Origin of the sequence: Myxococcus dinghuensis (genome assembly GCF_024198235.1) — a bacterium.
Classification (GTDB): Bacteria; Myxococcota; Myxococcia; order Myxococcales; family Myxococcaceae; genus Myxococcus; species Myxococcus dinghuensis.
On record NZ_JAKCFB010000006.1, the window covers coordinates 190,574 to 204,736 of the forward strand.

A 14,163-nucleotide genomic window follows, 5' to 3' on the forward strand; every position below is an offset into this window, starting at 1 on the left:
ACAGCACCGGCTCAACAGGAATACACGGCCCCGCAATTGAAAATGAGAACCATTTTCATAATACAACGAAACATCGGACGCGTCCGATGGGGGCGAGCCCTGCGGGCGTGCGCGCTGTGGGCCTCATTGGGCGTGGGCGGCTTCGCCTCCGGGCAGACGGAGGCGAACAGGCCCGGCGCCGGGACCTCCCCGTCGGCCGAGGCCACCTCCGAGCGCTCCGGGGCGTCGCGCGGGGAACGACCTGGGACGTCGGCGCCTGAGGCCGCGCGGCAGCCATCGCTCGTGGCGCCGCGGCTCGTCCAGTTCGTCGAGGCCCCCTACCCCGAGGAGGCGGAGCGCGCGCGGCTGGAGGCGTCCATCCGACTCCGGCTGACGCTGGACGCACAGGGTGCGGTCACCACCGTGGACATCCTGGAGGGCGCGGGCCACGGCTTCGACGAGGCGGCCCGTGACGCCGCCCTCCGCTTCCGCTTCGACCCCGCCGTGCGAGACGGCGTGCCGGTCCCCTCGCGCATCGCCTACCTCTACGAGTTCCGGCTCCCCGCCGCGCCCGAGCCCGCTGCGGCGCCTCGGACGGAAGTCGCCCTCGCGTCGTCCCCGCAAGAGCTTCGACCCACGCCGACGTCCCCAGGCACGGGTCCCGAGGAAGGCGCGTCGACCGGCTCCGCCACGGAGGGACCACGTCCGACGCTGTCGTCGGCATCCGCGGACGGAGAGGTGGCCCCCTCGGCGGTCGCGACGACCTCGCAGGGGCCGGTCGACGCCCACCTCGACGCCATCGACGTCACGGTGGAGGGCGAATCGGTCGTCAATCGCCGCCGCGGCTCCGCCGAGGCGGTGCGGGTCATCGAGACGGAGACGGTGCGCCGGGAGGCCGCGGACATGGGCCTGGTCCTGTCGCGCACCGAGGGGGTCGGCGTCCGTCGCGCGGGCGGGCTCGGCAGCCGCTCGCGGTTCTCCCTCGCCGGGCTGTCGAACGACCAGATCCGGTTCTTCATCGACGGCGTGCCCCTGGAGCTCGCGGGCTACGGACCGGACTTCGCGAACGTCCCGGTCAACCTGGCGCAGCGCATGGAGGTGTTCCAGGGCGTGGTGCCGGTGCGCTTCGGCGCGGACGCGCTGGGGGGCGCGGTGCAGATCGTCACCACGGAGAACCTCCGCGCCTCGGCCCTTTCGGCGTCGTACGAGCTCGGCTCCTTCGAGACCCACCGCGTCACCGCCAGCGCCCAGCGCTACACGGAGGCCACCGGGCTGCTGCTACGAGGCAGCGCCTTCTTCGACTCCAGCCCGAACGACTACGCGGTCGACGTCACCGTGGAAGACGACCTGGGACGCGTGCTGCCCGCGCGACTCCCCCGCTTCCACGACGCCTTCCGCGCGGGCGGCGGTGGGCTCGAGGTGGGCTACGCGGATCGCCCCTGGGCGCGACGCTTCATCCTCCGCGCGTTCGCCTCCGCGTCGACCCAGGAGATCCAACACGACGCGACGATGACGTCGGCCTACGGCGAGGTCGACTCGGCCAACGTGTCCGGGGGCGCGACGCTGCGCTTCGAGCAGACCTATGGCGAGCGCCTCGTCGTGGACGCGGTCGGGGGCTATGTCTACCGTCGCTCGCGGCTGACGGACCTCGGGCGGTGCGCATACGACTGGTTCGGGCGCTGCGTCGTCGAGCTGCCGCAGCCGGGCGAGTTGGAGGACCGCGCCATCGACCGGCGCGTGGGCCAGCACACCGGCTTCGCGCGCATCAACCTGGGCTGGAGCCTCGCGAGGGACCAGGGCCTGCGCCTGGCGCTCGCGCCGACCTGGGTGGGCCGTGAGGGCGAGGACCGCGCGCTCATCGGCGCCTCGGTGGTCGACCCGCTCACCGGCAAGCGCTCCATCTTCAACCTGGTGACGGGCGTCGAATACGAGTTCGACGCGCTCGACGAACGGCTGGAGAACATCGCGTTCGCCAAGAACTACCTGCAACTGGCCCGCGCGGAGCGCCTGCTGCCCGACAACACCTTCACCCCGGCCAACCGGGACTCGGTGCGCTTCGGCGTGGGCGACTCGCTGCGCTACCGGGTCAACGGCTGGCTCATGGCCAAGGCCGCGTACGAGTGGGCGACGCGACTGCCCCGCCCGGACGAGCTCTTCGGCGACGGCATCCTCATCGACACCAACCTCGACCTGAAGCCGGAGGCCAGCCACAACCTCAACCTGGAGGTGGCGCTCGACGCCGGCCAGACGCGCCTGGGCGGATTCCGCGGGAGCGTGATGGGCTTCACCCGCCTGGCGGACCAGCTCATCCTCCTCGTGGGCCGTGAAGGGTACTTCACCTACAAGAACGTCTACGCGGCCCGCAGCCTGGGCGTCATGGGAGCCGCGGGCTGGACCTCTCCGGGGCAGTTCCTCTCCCTGGACGGCAACGTGACGTGGCAGGACTTCCGCAACACGTCGAGCGAAGGCACCTTTGGCACCTTCGACGGACAGCGGATCCCCAACCAGCCCAGCCTGCTCGCCAACGGGAGCGCGCGCGTCCAGCTCACCGGCCTCGCCACCTCCCGCGACGAGCTGTCCTTGACGTGGCACGCGCGCTACACGCACGCCTTCTTCCGCGGCTGGGAGAAGCTGGGCGCGTCCGGCTCCAAGCAGGAACTCCCCTCCCAGCTCATCCACTCGCTGGCGCTCACGTACGTCACCCGTCCGGCGAGCGCCACGCTGAGCTGGACGGTGGACGTGCAGAACCTGACGGACGCGGATGCCTTCGACTTCTACGGCGTGCAGCGCCCCGGGCGCAGTGTCTTCGCCAAGGTGGTCGCGGAGCTCTGAACACCCTTCCCGCAGTTCCTCCTCGCAATCCCATATCACCCCCTCAGTCAAGAAAGGCGCACGTACCCATGAAGGCTTCCTTCTCCCTGCTGCCCCGGCTCACCGCCGCGGCGCTCGCGATGCTGCTCTCCACCGCCTGCGGCGATGACGACGACCCCACCCCTCCGGAGCCGACCCCCGAGGACAAGGCCCTCTACGCGGTCATCACCCAGGTCAACGTCGGTGAGGAGACCACCAGCTACGTCGTCCTCACGGACAAGGTGGACCAAACCGCGTCGCTGTCCCTGGAGAACGCCATCGAGGTTCCCGGCCGCGCGCTCGGCTCCGGTTTCTCCAAGAAGGGCACGCTGTACGTGAGCAGCAACGAAGGCGGCATCGTCACGCGTTACAAGGTGAACGCGAGTGACAAGCTGGAGAAGGACGGCGAGGTCAGCTTCCAGGGCCGCGGCGTCAACTCCATCGGCGAGTACCAGCACCAGCTCCAGTACGTGTCCGACACCAAGGCGTACTACTTGGACGGCCGCACCGCGCAGGTCATCGTCTGGAACCCGACCGCGATGACGGTCACCAACGCCATCGCGTTGACGGGGCTGACCATCGAAGGCGCCGTCAACACCTTCGCGTCCATGCCGGTGCGCGTGGGCACGAAGATCATCGTCCCCATCGGCTGGCGCCCCAGCGCGGGCACCGGCATCACCAAGCAGGCGGGCGTCGTCGTCATCGACACGACCAACGATTCGGCGGTCGTCGTGAAGGACGCGGGCGAGCGCTGCGGCTACGTGCGCGACGGCGTCGTCGGTCCGGATGGCCAGGTCTACCTGGCGACCGAGGCGTACGGCGCCGCGGTCTTCCGCACGGCCCCCTCCACCACGCCTGTGCCCTGCCTGCTGCGGTTCAACCCCTCCACCAGCGCCTTCGATGCGGACTTCCACCACGACCTCGCGGACCTGACCAACGGCAAGGCCACCGGCTCCCTGCTGGCCGGCCCCTCGGGCACCGCCTACCTGCGCGTGCTGGACGAGACGACCTACACGGTGGTCGACGGCACCCACCCGCGCACCATCGCCAGCGCCCAGGCGTGGAAGTTCTGGCAGCTCGACCTGAGCACCATCAAGGCCACCGAGGTCAGCTCGCTGCCCGCCAGCACCGGCAGCTCGTTCCTGTACTCGGTGGAGGACGACAAGGTCCTCTTCTCCGAGTTCACCAACGGCTCCACGCAGACGAACTTCCGCTACCTGTCCGACAAGAGCGGCACGGTGGCCTTCAACACACAGGGGCTCGCTTTCTCGTTCCTGCAACTGCGCTGAAGAACGCCTCACCCTTCCTGGCGCCGGGGTCCGTGGTGGGCCCCGGCGTCGTGACTCACCCGCCATACGCCTTCAGGACCCCCGCCATGCCCATCGTCGAAATCATCAAGGATGTCTTCGTGCAGTGGGGGGCCAACTGGGTGCTGTGGCTGCTGTTCGCGCTGTCGCTGGTGAGCATCGGCATCATCGTCGAGCGCTCGGTGGTCTTCCGGAGCAAGCAGGACCTGGTGCGTGAGCTGTCCAGCACGCTGGAGGAGACGCTCGCCAGCGGGGACTTCCCCGCCGCCATCTCCAAGCTGGAGAAGCGCACGTCGGTGGGCGCGACGGTGGCGCGCGCGGGGTTGCGGCTGGCGCCCCAGGGCATGACGGCCGCGGAGAAGGGCATGCAGAGCGCGCTGGCCATCGAGCGCTCCACCCTGGAGAACCGGCTGGCCTTCCTGGGCACGCTGGGCAACAACGCGCCGTTCATCGGCCTGTTCGGGACGGTCATCGGCGTGCTGCTCGCGTTCGAGGCGCTCAGCCAGACGCAAGGGGCGCCCGTGGGGCGCACCAGCCAGGTGGCCTCCAACGCGGTCATGGGCAGCATCGCCGAGGCCCTGGTGGCCACGGCCGTCGGCATCGCGGTGGCGCTGCCCGCGGTGGCCGCCTACAACTACTTCCAGCGCCGCATCGCGAGCATCCTCGCGGACGCCGAGGCGCTGACGAACCTGGTGCTCGCCTACGTGTCCGCCCGCGAGCGCGGCGCGAGCACCACCGCCCCCCAGGCCCGTCCGGAGGGCGCCTGACATGGCCGGCGGGACGCAGCCACGCGGCGGCCTCATCGAGGGCATCAACGTCACGCCGCTCGTGGACATCATGCTCGTGCTGCTCGTCATCTTCATGGTGACCGCGCGACTGGTGGACAGCCCGGCCGTGCCGCTCGACCTGCCCAAGGCCTCGCAGAGCGAGGACGTGCAGACGGTGTTCGCCGTCTCCATCACCTCCACGGGAGACGTGCTCGTCAACGGCGAGGGCACGAGCGAGGCGGCGCTGAAGGACCTCGCGCGACAGGCCCTGGCGAAGGACGCGGAGCTGCGCGCCGTCATCCAGGCGGACGGCGCGGTGCCCCACCGACAGGTCATCGCGGTGCTCGACCACCTGAAGGAAGCCGGGCTCACCCGCGTCGCCTTCGGCACCGTGAGGCCGGAGGCCGCGCCGACGACGAACGCCGAACCCGGGAAGGCCGCGGAGGACGAGCGTGCCACGCCCTGAGCAGCCGCCGAGCATCTCGAGCATCGTCCTCGGGCCGCCGCCCTCGCGGCGCTCTCGCGGGACATGGTGGGCCGTCGCGACCACGGTGGCCCTCCACGGCGCCGCGGGGCTGCTCGCCTATCAGGCCTGGCGCAAGCCGGAGCGGCCGCTCACGCCGCCCGCCCCGAAGCAGACGCTGCAGATCAACCACGTCGTCGACCTGAAGCCACCGCCGCTTCCCGCCCCACCGCCCCCCGCCCCTCGCGCCGAGCCACCGCCGGCCCGCGCCGCGCGAAACCCCGGCCCCGCGCCCCGCGAGGCGCCGGCGCGCGCGGCCCCGGAGCCCGCCCAGGCCGGCGCGGTGGTGGCCGCGAAGGAGCCCGCGGAGCCGCTCGACTTCACCGACTTCGACATGACGACGGGGGATGCGCCCCGCTACGCCGGTGGGGTGACGGCCTCCAACGGCCGCTCCGCGACGGCGGTGAACACCGCGGCCGCGGGAGAGCGCATCGGGCAAGGCACGGGCGGCAGCCGCGCCCGTCCGGTGCAGTTGTCCGCGCGCAGTTGGAGCTGCCCCTGGCCCAAGGAGGCCGACACGCTGCGCATCGACGACCAGACCGTCGTGCTGCGCGTCTCCGTCGATGCCGACGGCGAGGTCACCGCCGCCGAACTGCTTTCAGACCCGGGACACGGCTTCGGCCAGGCCGCGTTGGCCTGTGCCCGCCGGGCGCGTTTCGACACGGCGCTGGACCGGGAGGGACGTCCCCTCGCGGCCACCTCGCCGCCCATCCGGGTGCGTTTCGTCAGACCGTAGCGCCAATGGCTCCCGTCCCCGGGCGCCAGGAGTCATCCGTGAGTCATTCCAACCCGCTCCAGCGGGAACGCCTGATGTCCGTCCTGCTGGCGGGCGTCCAGCTCAGCCACCTGATGGACTTCATGATCATCATGCCGCTGGGGCCGGAGTTCATGAAGCGCTTCGGCCTCACCAACGCCCAGTTCGGGGCGATGGTCTCGTCCTACACGCTCGCCTCCTCGGCGATGGGCCTGCTCGGCCTGGTCTGGTTGGATCGCTTCGACCGCAAGCGCACGTTGCTCGCCATCTACGCGGGCTTCATCCTGGCCACGCTCGGCTGCGGCGTCGCGCAAAGCCATTCATGGCTGCTCCTGGCGCGCTCCCTGGCGGGGGCCTGTGCGGGATTGATGGGCGCGGTCATCATGGCCATCCTCGCGGACGTGGTCCCCCCGGAGCGACGGGGCCGGGCCATCGGCACGGTGATGTCCGCGCTGGGGCTGTCCGCCGTCGCGGGCGTCCCCGCGGGACTGGGACTGGCGCAGGCGCTGGGGTGGCGCGCGCCCTTCTGGGCCATCGGCGCGTTCGCCGCCCTCCTGTGGCTCTGCCTCTTCTTCGTCCTGCCCGGGGTGGACGGGCACCTCACGGAGAAGAGCGGCGGCGCGCGAGGCCCCTCACTGACGACACTGCTGGCGCCGGGCTTCGTGCTGGGCTGGGTGCTGACGTTCAGCGTGGTGTTCGCCAGCTTCCTGCTCATCCCCTACCTGGGGACATACATGGTCGGAAACCTGGGCGTGGCGCAGGCGGACCTGACGTGGGTGTACCTGGGGGGCGGCGCGGGGACCCTGCTGATGGCGCGGTGGGTGGGACGGCTGACGGACCGCTTCGGCCCCGCGCGAATGCTGGCCGGGCTGCTCCTGGCGACCATGGGCCCGCACCTGCTCTTCACCCACCTGCCCGTCTCGCCGCTGCCCGGGGTGGTGGTGGCCTTCGTGCTGTTCATGTCCCTCACCTCCACGCGGGCCATCCCCACCATCGCGCTCGTGACGTCCAAGGTGCCGCCCGCGCTGCGGGGCCGCTACCTCGCGGTGAACATGGCGGCGAGCGATGGCGCGTCGGGCGTCGCGGCCTGGACGAGTGGCCTGCTCATCGCCACGTCGCCCGAGGGCGCGCTCCTGGGCTTCGGCCACGTGGGGTGGATCGCCGTCGCGGTGTCGGCGCTCTCGCTTTGCATCCTCTGGGCACTCGGTCGCGGCGCGGTGGCGCTCCAATCCGCGGCGACGACCTGACGCCCTTCGAAGTGAAACGCGATTCACGAAGACAAAGGAACAACCATGGACATGCCTGTCAGGAAGCATCCCTCGCTGCCCCGCCCCATCCAGGGTGAGCTGCGCCTCGAGCGCTCCAACGCGCTGCTCGCCGAGGCCCGGAAGACGGTCCCCGGCGTCACCCAGTCGATGATGAAGAAGCCCGAGCACTTCGCGCCGGGCGCCTTCCCCGTCTTCCTCGCGCGCGGCCAGGGCGCGCTGGTCGAGGACGTCGACGGCCAGGAGTACATCGACTACATCGGCGGCCTCGGCGCGAACATGCTGGGCCACAACCACCCGGTGGTGGTGGAGGCGATCCGCAAGCACCTGGAGGAAGGCATCCTCCACTCGCTGCCCACGCCGGTGGAGGTCACCTCCATCCAGGCGCTGCTGGAGCTCATCCCCGGCGCGGAGATGGCGCGCTTCTTCAAGACGGGCGCGGACGCGACGTCCGCGGCGGTGCGGCTGTCGCGCTACCTCACGGGCAAGGAGCGCATCATCACCGTCGGCTACAACGGCTGGCACGACCACTTCATGTACGACACCCCGGGCGTGCCGGCCCCGCTGGCCGCGCTCACCACGCGCCTGCCGCTGTTCACGCCGCCGGACGAGGCCGTGCTGCTCTCCACCATCGAGAAGCAGGCCAGCCAGTTGGCCGCCGTCATCCTCTCCGTGCCGTACAACCGCGTGCTGACCTCCGGCTTCCTCCAGCAGGTGCGCGAGGCCTGCTCCCAGAACAACGTCATGTTCGTGCTGGACGAGGTCGTCACCGGCTTCCGCGTGGCCATGGGCGGCGCGCAGGAGTTCTACGACGTGCGCGCGGACATCGTCTGCCTCTCCAAGAGCATCGCCGCCGGCATGCCGCTGTCGGCCATCGCCGGCCCGTCGAAGTACCTGAGCAAGCTGAGCGACCTCCAGGTCTCCACCACGTTCGGCGGTGAGCTGCTCACCCTGGCCGTGTGCGAGGCGGTGATGAAGTTCTACAAGCAGGGCAACCACGTCGCGCACGTCGCGAAGCTGGGCCGCAAGCTGCGCGAGGGCGTCAACGCCCACGCCGAGGCCACGGGCTCCGCGCTGCGCGTGGTGGGCTACGACGCGATCCCCATGTTCCGCTTCTCGCCGGACCTGGCCGAGCACGCGAAGCAGATGCAGCCGTTCCAGGCCGGGATGGCGCGCCGGGGCATCCTCCTCCGCCGCGACGTGAACTTCCCCGGCTCCGCGCACACCGAGGAGCAGATCGACTACACCATCGCCATGGCCGGCGAGGTGCTGCGCGCCACCGCGAAGTAGTCGGTGGCGACGGGACGGAGGTCGGGGAGTCCGCTCCCCGCCTCCGAACGGCTCCGCTCAGCTGTGCGAGTCGTGGATGTGGTCCGAGAAGCCGCGCTTCCAGTACCCGGTGACGCGGACCCAGCTCTTCTTCGTCCCCCGCTCGTTGAGCAGGTGGTCGCGGATGGGGCGCATGGCGAGCGACTCCCCGGACACCCACGCGAAGTAGTCACCGGGAGGGAACGTCAGCTCGCGGATGGCCTTGTCGAGCAGGTTCGTGGAGCCCGCCTCGGCGCCGTCGCGGTGCAGCCAGGTGAGCGTCACGTGGGCGCGCGTCTCCAGGCGCTGCTCCTCCGACGCGTCCGCGACCTCGATGAAGACGAAGGCGCGCGCCCCCTCGGGCAGCTCCTCCAACCGGCGCGCGATGGCGGGGATCGCCGTCTCGTCACCGGCCAGCAGGTACCAGTCGAAGTCATTGGAGACGAACAGCGAGCCGCGAGGCCCACCCACGCCCAGCATGTCGCCGGGCTTCGCCTGCGCCGCCCACGACGACGCGGGGCCGGAGCCGTGGAGCACGAAGTCCAGGTCCAGCTCCCCCGCCACCGCGTCGAACCGGCGCGGGGTGTAGTCCCGCGAGTCCGGCTTCTTCTCGCCCGGCTGCAGCACGGGGCCCGTGGGCCCCATCGTCGGGATGACGGGCCGGCGCTTGCCGGGCTCCGGGAAGAGCACCTTCACGTGGTCATCCGCGCCCTCGCTCTGGAAGCCGGCGATGTCCTCGCCGCCCAGCGTGATTCGCACCACGTGCGGCGTCACGGACGTCACCCGCAGCACCTCCAGGCATCGGAACTTCACGGGGAACGGCCCCCGGCGGAACACCTTCTCGCTCACGCTCGTCGTCACAAGCTCACCTCTCGAATCAGGCCTCGCCTCCACTCCCGGGAGGCAACACGACACGAAGACGATATTGACTCGCAAAATCGATATTGCAACAGGAATCCCTGACCTCTCCGGGAACGTTCGACCGGGCGATGGCGCGGGGGCTCGGAATCGGACGACGCACCGTAAGAGCGGCGGGTGCGGGGCGTCAGCCGGAGTGGATGGGCGACCGAAGGCGGCGCCCGGGTCGATTCGGAGGTCTCGTCGGACATGTCTGGCACACACCACCCCTCTTCGGGTTCACCTGGCCGGGCCTTCGCCCTGGGTATCGGGCTGAACCTGCTCTTCGTCGGCGCGGAGGCGACGTTCGGCGTCCTCTCCGGTTCGCTGGCGCTGCTCGCGGATGCGGGCCACAACCTGAGTGACGTGCTGGGACTGGCGCTCGCATGGGGAGCGACGGTGCTGGCGCGCAGGCGGCCCACCGAGCGCCACACCTACGGCCTGCGCGCCTCGTCCATCCTGGCCGCGCTGCTCAACGCGCTCCTGCTGATGGTGGCCGTGGGCGGCTTCGCCTGGGAGGCGGTGCAGCGGCTGGGGCAGCCCGGCCCCGTCGCCACGGGGACGGTGATGCTCGTGGCGGGCGTGGGAATCATCATCAACGCGGGGACGGCCCTGCTCTTCTGGAAGGGACGCACGCGGGACCTGAACGTGCGCGGCGCGTTCCTGCACCTGGCCGCCGACGCGGGCGTGTCGCTGGGTGTCGTGCTCGCGGGCGCGCTCATCCAGGTGACGGGTTGGGACTTCGTGGACCCGGTGGTGACGCTGTTCATCGCGGTCCTCATCCTCGCCGGGACGTGGGGCCTGCTGCGGGACTCGGTGAACCTGGTGCTCCAGGCGGTTCCGACGGACATCGACCTGGCGCGCGTGCGGGAGCGGCTGCGGGGACTGCCCGGTGTGCGCGAGGTGCATGACCTCCATGTCTGGGCCATGAGCACCACCGAGGCCGCGCTCACCGCGCACCTCATCGCGAAGGACGCGAGGGTCGACGCGGAGGCGCTCGCGCGGCTGAAGCGCCAGCTCCATGACGAGTGCGGCATCGAACACGTCACGCTGCAGGTCGAGGCGAAGCCTTGCGACAACTGCGTGCCCGCGTGGGGAGCCCTCGCCTCACCCCACGCGCACTGACGCCTCCGAGCGGCCCGGGGCGTCAGGCCTCTTCTGTTCCGACCATGGCCGCGAGGAACAAGGCATAGGTCAGCTCCGCGACCGGGCGCTTCTCGCGGCGGGCCTGGGTGCGCAGGGCCTTGGGGAGGGAGCAGGGCTTGCCCTTCTCGCCGTCGCGGAGCTGCACGTAGCCCCGCTCGGAGTAGCCGAGGACCTCCCAGCCGCGCTGACGGAGGGCCTGGGACAGGTCATCCGTCAGCTGGTGATGGATGGCGCGGGACAACGTCTGACGCCCGAAGATGTCGTTCGACCAGCCGCCCTCCTCCTCGCGCCAGCCGCGGGCGCGGAGGTAGTTGGCCTTGCGAGCCAGGGAGAGCCCTCCCACGTGGCGTTCGAGCTTCATCCTGGCGCATCCTCATATGCCATCCGCCCGGTACGTCACAGTCCGGCGAACACGCGGAGAACGGGCTCGACTCGGCGGGTGCGGGCGGACAGGCTCCTGGCCTCGCACGCGCGGAGGCCGGGCCGCTCCTCCCGAAGCGTCACCCCGAAGCCGGCCGCGAGGGAGCCACCATGAAGTACACGCATCTGGGACGTTCCGGACTGTCGGTCAGCCGCATCTGCCTGGGCACGATGAACTTCGGCTGGACCACCGAGGAGCCCGACGCCCACGGCATCATGGACGCCGCGCTCGACAAGGGCATCAACTTCTTCGACACGGCGAACGTGTACGGCTGGAACGAGAACAAGGGCCGCACGGAGCAGATCATCGGCAACTGGTTCGCGCAGGGCGGTCGCCGCCGTGAGCGCACCGTGCTCGCGACCAAGGTCTACGGCCCCATGGGCGAGTGGCCCAACGAGGGCAAGCTGTCCGCGCTCAACATCCGCCGCGCGTTGGACGCCAGCCTCAAGCGATTGAAGACGGACTACATCGACCTCTACCAGTTCCACCACGTGGACCGGGACACGCCGTGGGAGGAGATCTGGCAGGCGATGGAGGTGGCGGTGGGCCAGGGCAAGGTCCTCTACGTGGGCAGCAGCAACTTCGCGGGCTGGCACATCGCCCAGGCGCAGGCCGCGGCGGCGCAGCGACACTTCATGGGGCTGGTCAGCGAGCAGTCCCTCTACAACCTGATGGCGCGGACGGTGGAGCTGGAGGTCCTGCCCGCGGCCCGGCACTACGGCCTGGGCATCCTGCCCTGGTCGCCGCTCCAGGGGGGCCTGCTCGGAGGCGTGCTTCGCAAGGAGCGTGAAGGCAAGCGTCGGCTCGAGGGACGCGCCCAGGCCGCGCTCCAGAAGAACCGCGAGCGCATCGAGCAGTACGAGAACCTGGCCACGGAGCTGGGGGTCGAACCCGGGGACCTCGCCCTGTCCTGGCTGCTCCACCAACCCGCCGTCACGGCCCCCATCGTCGGGCCCCGCACCGGCGCACAGCTCGACGCGGCCGTGCGCGCGCTCGACGTGAAGCTGGAGGAGAAGACGCTGACGCGGCTCGACGAACTCTTCCCGGGACACAAGCCCGCGCCCGAGGATTACGCCTGGTAGACACCTGGGCCGCGACGCGGGTTTCCACGATGGAGGCCCGCGCCCTTCTACACGCTCCAGTTCTCCTGCGACCCATGGGGAAGCCCTGGCGAGCGCGAGGCCTCACACGTCGAACTTGAACGTCGTCTCCACGGCGGAGGCTCGCGCTCCGAAGCGGCGGCAGAAGGCCTGGAGGTTCGTGTAGCCCGCCATGGGCAGCACCTCGCGGAACTCGAGGTGCACGACGAGGCAGAACAGGGTCGCCTCGAGGAAGCTCAGGTCACGCGCCGGGAGGGCCTCGAGGCCCGCTGGCGCGTGCTCCTCCAACCACGCCAGCATCGCGGTGAGGCTCTTGCGCAGCTTGGCGTGGTGAGCGCTGTCCTCCCCTCCCCCGCCCAGCCGGCCCATCACCAGCGACACCTCGGTCGCCATGGCTTGCAGCGCAATCTCTTGCAGGTTGGCCAGCAGGGGCACGTCATGGTCCTCCGGCCACACCACGCGAAGCGACCGCCCCGAGCGCCGCCAGAATTCACGGCTGATGTTGAGCGCACCGAACCAGGAGCCCTCGGAGGTCTTCAGCACGGGAATCCGGAGTGCGGGGTTGCCGCCGTAGTCCCCCGGGTTCGAGGACATCAGGTCGCGCACCACCTGGAAGTCATACGGTGCGCCCAGCTCGGCGGCGAAGATGCGGGGGATGCGGGTGAAGTGCGAACTCGAACGGCCGATCAAGACGGGACGGGTCGACGCTTCGGGCGCAACGGACATCGCGGCACCTCCGGGTGGCGGATTCGCGGGCGACCGTAGGAGCCCGCCCCATGCGTGACAAGGCACAGCGGGGCCTCCGCGCGGGCCGTCCAGTTCGCCCCCGCCAAGACGCAGCGCGGCGTCATGTCATGGCAAGCACGGGGATGAAGGCAGGCATGCCACCTCGACCGCCAGGGGATTGAATTCCCCCGTCGGCGCTGCAAGAACCGCGAACACCTTTCCACCGGAGCCCTCATGGCCCGCGTCCTCCCATCCATCGCCTCGAGCCTGGTCCTGTTCGCCAGCGGCGCCAGTCACGCGGAGGAGCTCGCCGCGTTCGCCGCGCGGGTGAAGCCCTCCATCGTCTCCCTGGAGGTCATCGGGCCTGGGAATGAGCCCATCGGCTCGGGCACCGGGTTCTTCATCTCCGAGGATGGACTCGTCGCCACGAACAACCACGTCGTCAATCCCGCGGAGGCCATCGACCTGCGCGCCCAACTCTCCGATGGCACGACGCGGAAGGTGCTCGGAATCATGGCGAGGAACCCGGAGCGCGACATCGCGATGGTGAAGCTCGAGGGGGATGGCTATCCCGCCCTGCCCCTCGCGGGCGACACGCAGCTCCAGGAGGGCACCAAGGTCTTGTCGATTGGCAACCCACTGGGGCTCACCTTCACCCTCGCGGAGGGAATCGTCTCCGCGCTGCGGCCCGACGGAGTGCCTGACGAGGAGGTGCCCCATGAGAGCTGGAAGAAGCCCCTCATCCAGTTCTCCATCAACAGCGACAAGGGAGCGAGCGGCTCCCCCATCATGACCGAGGATGGCCAGGTCATCGCCGTGTTGAAGGGAGGCTACGGGTTCCGGGGGACCTTCATGGGCATCCCGGCCGTCGTCGTGAGCCAGCTGAAGGAGCGCCTCGCGCCCGAGGACCAGCCACAAGCCGTTCGCGCCTTCCCCGTCAAAGGGGCGATTGGCTCGGCGATCTTCTTCGGGGTGATCGCGCTGGTGTGGGCATGGCCGAGGCGCCACGGCTGGAGGCGAGCCGCGCGCCCCGCCAAGGCCCGAGCGGACGCCCCCCGCGTCAGGTCGATCGACGACTACCGGAACTGAGGCATGTCACACCAGGGGACGGGCCCCAACC

The 14,163-nt window shown here is 70.4% G+C and carries 13 protein-coding genes; 10 read left to right on the forward strand and 3 right to left on the reverse strand.

From position 1 onward, the window contains the following. The first annotated feature begins 282 nt into the window (after positions 1–282). The 7 genes from mxcH (at position 283) to mxcL (ending at position 8,735) form a co-directional block, all read left to right on the forward strand. On the forward strand, positions 283–2,811 hold the full coding sequence (mxcH, locus tag LZ198_RS11380) for a TonB-dependent siderophore myxochelin receptor MxcH (protein WP_253971944.1): 2,529 nt from the start codon (positions 283–285) through the stop codon (positions 2,809–2,811). Positions 2,812–2,879: 68 nt separating this feature from the next. After that, complete coding sequence (locus LZ198_RS11385; protein ID WP_253971945.1) at positions 2,880–4,118, forward strand: hypothetical protein; 1,239 nt, start codon at positions 2,880–2,882, stop codon at positions 4,116–4,118. 86 nt (positions 4,119–4,204) lie between these two features. After that, positions 4,205–4,903 carry a MotA/TolQ/ExbB proton channel family protein gene (locus tag LZ198_RS11390; RefSeq protein ID WP_253971946.1) on the forward strand — a complete coding sequence of 233 codons (699 nt, stop codon included), beginning with the start codon at positions 4,205–4,207 and terminating at the stop codon, positions 4,901–4,903. Between the two features lies 1 nt (position 4,904). Beyond that, entirely contained in the window at positions 4,905–5,369 is a 465-nt protein-coding gene (locus LZ198_RS11395) for an ExbD/TolR family protein (protein ID WP_253971947.1), read from the forward strand. Beyond that, complete coding sequence (locus LZ198_RS43405) at positions 5,356–6,162, forward strand: TonB family protein (protein WP_253971948.1); 807 nt, start codon at positions 5,356–5,358, stop codon at positions 6,160–6,162. Before LZ198_RS11395 ends, LZ198_RS43405 begins: the two co-directional genes overlap by 14 nt. Before the next feature lie 38 nt (positions 6,163–6,200). Further along, the gene (gene mxcK / locus LZ198_RS11405; RefSeq protein ID WP_253971949.1) at positions 6,201–7,427 is read left to right on the forward strand and encodes a myxochelin export MFS transporter MxcK; all 1,227 of its coding nucleotides are present in this window, start codon (positions 6,201–6,203) and stop codon (positions 7,425–7,427) included. A gap of 45 nt (positions 7,428–7,472) precedes the next feature. After that, positions 7,473–8,735: a myxochelin B biosynthesis transaminase MxcL gene (gene mxcL / locus LZ198_RS11410; RefSeq protein ID WP_253971950.1), complete on the forward strand. Its 1,263-nt coding sequence runs from the start codon at positions 7,473–7,475 to the stop codon at positions 8,733–8,735. A 57-nt stretch (positions 8,736–8,792) separates the two neighbouring features. On the opposite strand, the gene LZ198_RS11415 is transcribed toward mxcL, so the two are convergent. After that, positions 8,793–9,614, reverse strand: a complete 822-nt coding sequence (locus LZ198_RS11415; RefSeq protein WP_253971951.1) for a siderophore-interacting protein — start codon at positions 9,612–9,614, stop codon at positions 8,793–8,795. A 246-nt stretch (positions 9,615–9,860) separates the two neighbouring features. On the opposite strand from LZ198_RS11415, the gene LZ198_RS11420 reads away from it, so the two are divergent. Continuing rightward, positions 9,861–10,775 carry a cation diffusion facilitator family transporter gene (locus LZ198_RS11420; RefSeq protein WP_253971952.1) on the forward strand — a complete coding sequence of 305 codons (915 nt, stop codon included), beginning with the start codon at positions 9,861–9,863 and terminating at the stop codon, positions 10,773–10,775. Between the two features lie 22 nt (positions 10,776–10,797). Here LZ198_RS11420 and LZ198_RS11425 read toward each other — a convergent pair whose 3' ends face one another. Beyond that, positions 10,798–11,157: a hypothetical protein gene (locus LZ198_RS11425; protein ID WP_253971953.1), complete on the reverse strand. Its 360-nt coding sequence runs from the start codon at positions 11,155–11,157 to the stop codon at positions 10,798–10,800. Between the two features lie 170 nt (positions 11,158–11,327). Between LZ198_RS11425 and LZ198_RS11430 the strand changes: the two genes are divergently transcribed. Next, the gene (locus LZ198_RS11430; protein ID WP_253971954.1) at positions 11,328–12,299 is read left to right on the forward strand and encodes an aldo/keto reductase; all 972 of its coding nucleotides are present in this window, start codon (positions 11,328–11,330) and stop codon (positions 12,297–12,299) included. A gap of 102 nt (positions 12,300–12,401) precedes the next feature. Here LZ198_RS11430 and LZ198_RS11435 read toward each other — a convergent pair whose 3' ends face one another. After that, positions 12,402–13,043 carry a glutathione S-transferase family protein gene (locus LZ198_RS11435; protein WP_253971955.1) on the reverse strand — a complete coding sequence of 214 codons (642 nt, stop codon included), beginning with the start codon at positions 13,041–13,043 and terminating at the stop codon, positions 12,402–12,404. A 234-nt stretch (positions 13,044–13,277) separates the two neighbouring features. Here LZ198_RS11435 and LZ198_RS11440 point away from each other — a divergent pair, with 234 nt between their 5' ends. Continuing rightward, positions 13,278–14,132, forward strand: a complete 855-nt coding sequence (locus LZ198_RS11440; RefSeq protein WP_253971956.1) for a S1C family serine protease — start codon at positions 13,278–13,280, stop codon at positions 14,130–14,132. Positions 14,133–14,163 lie beyond the last annotated feature (31 nt).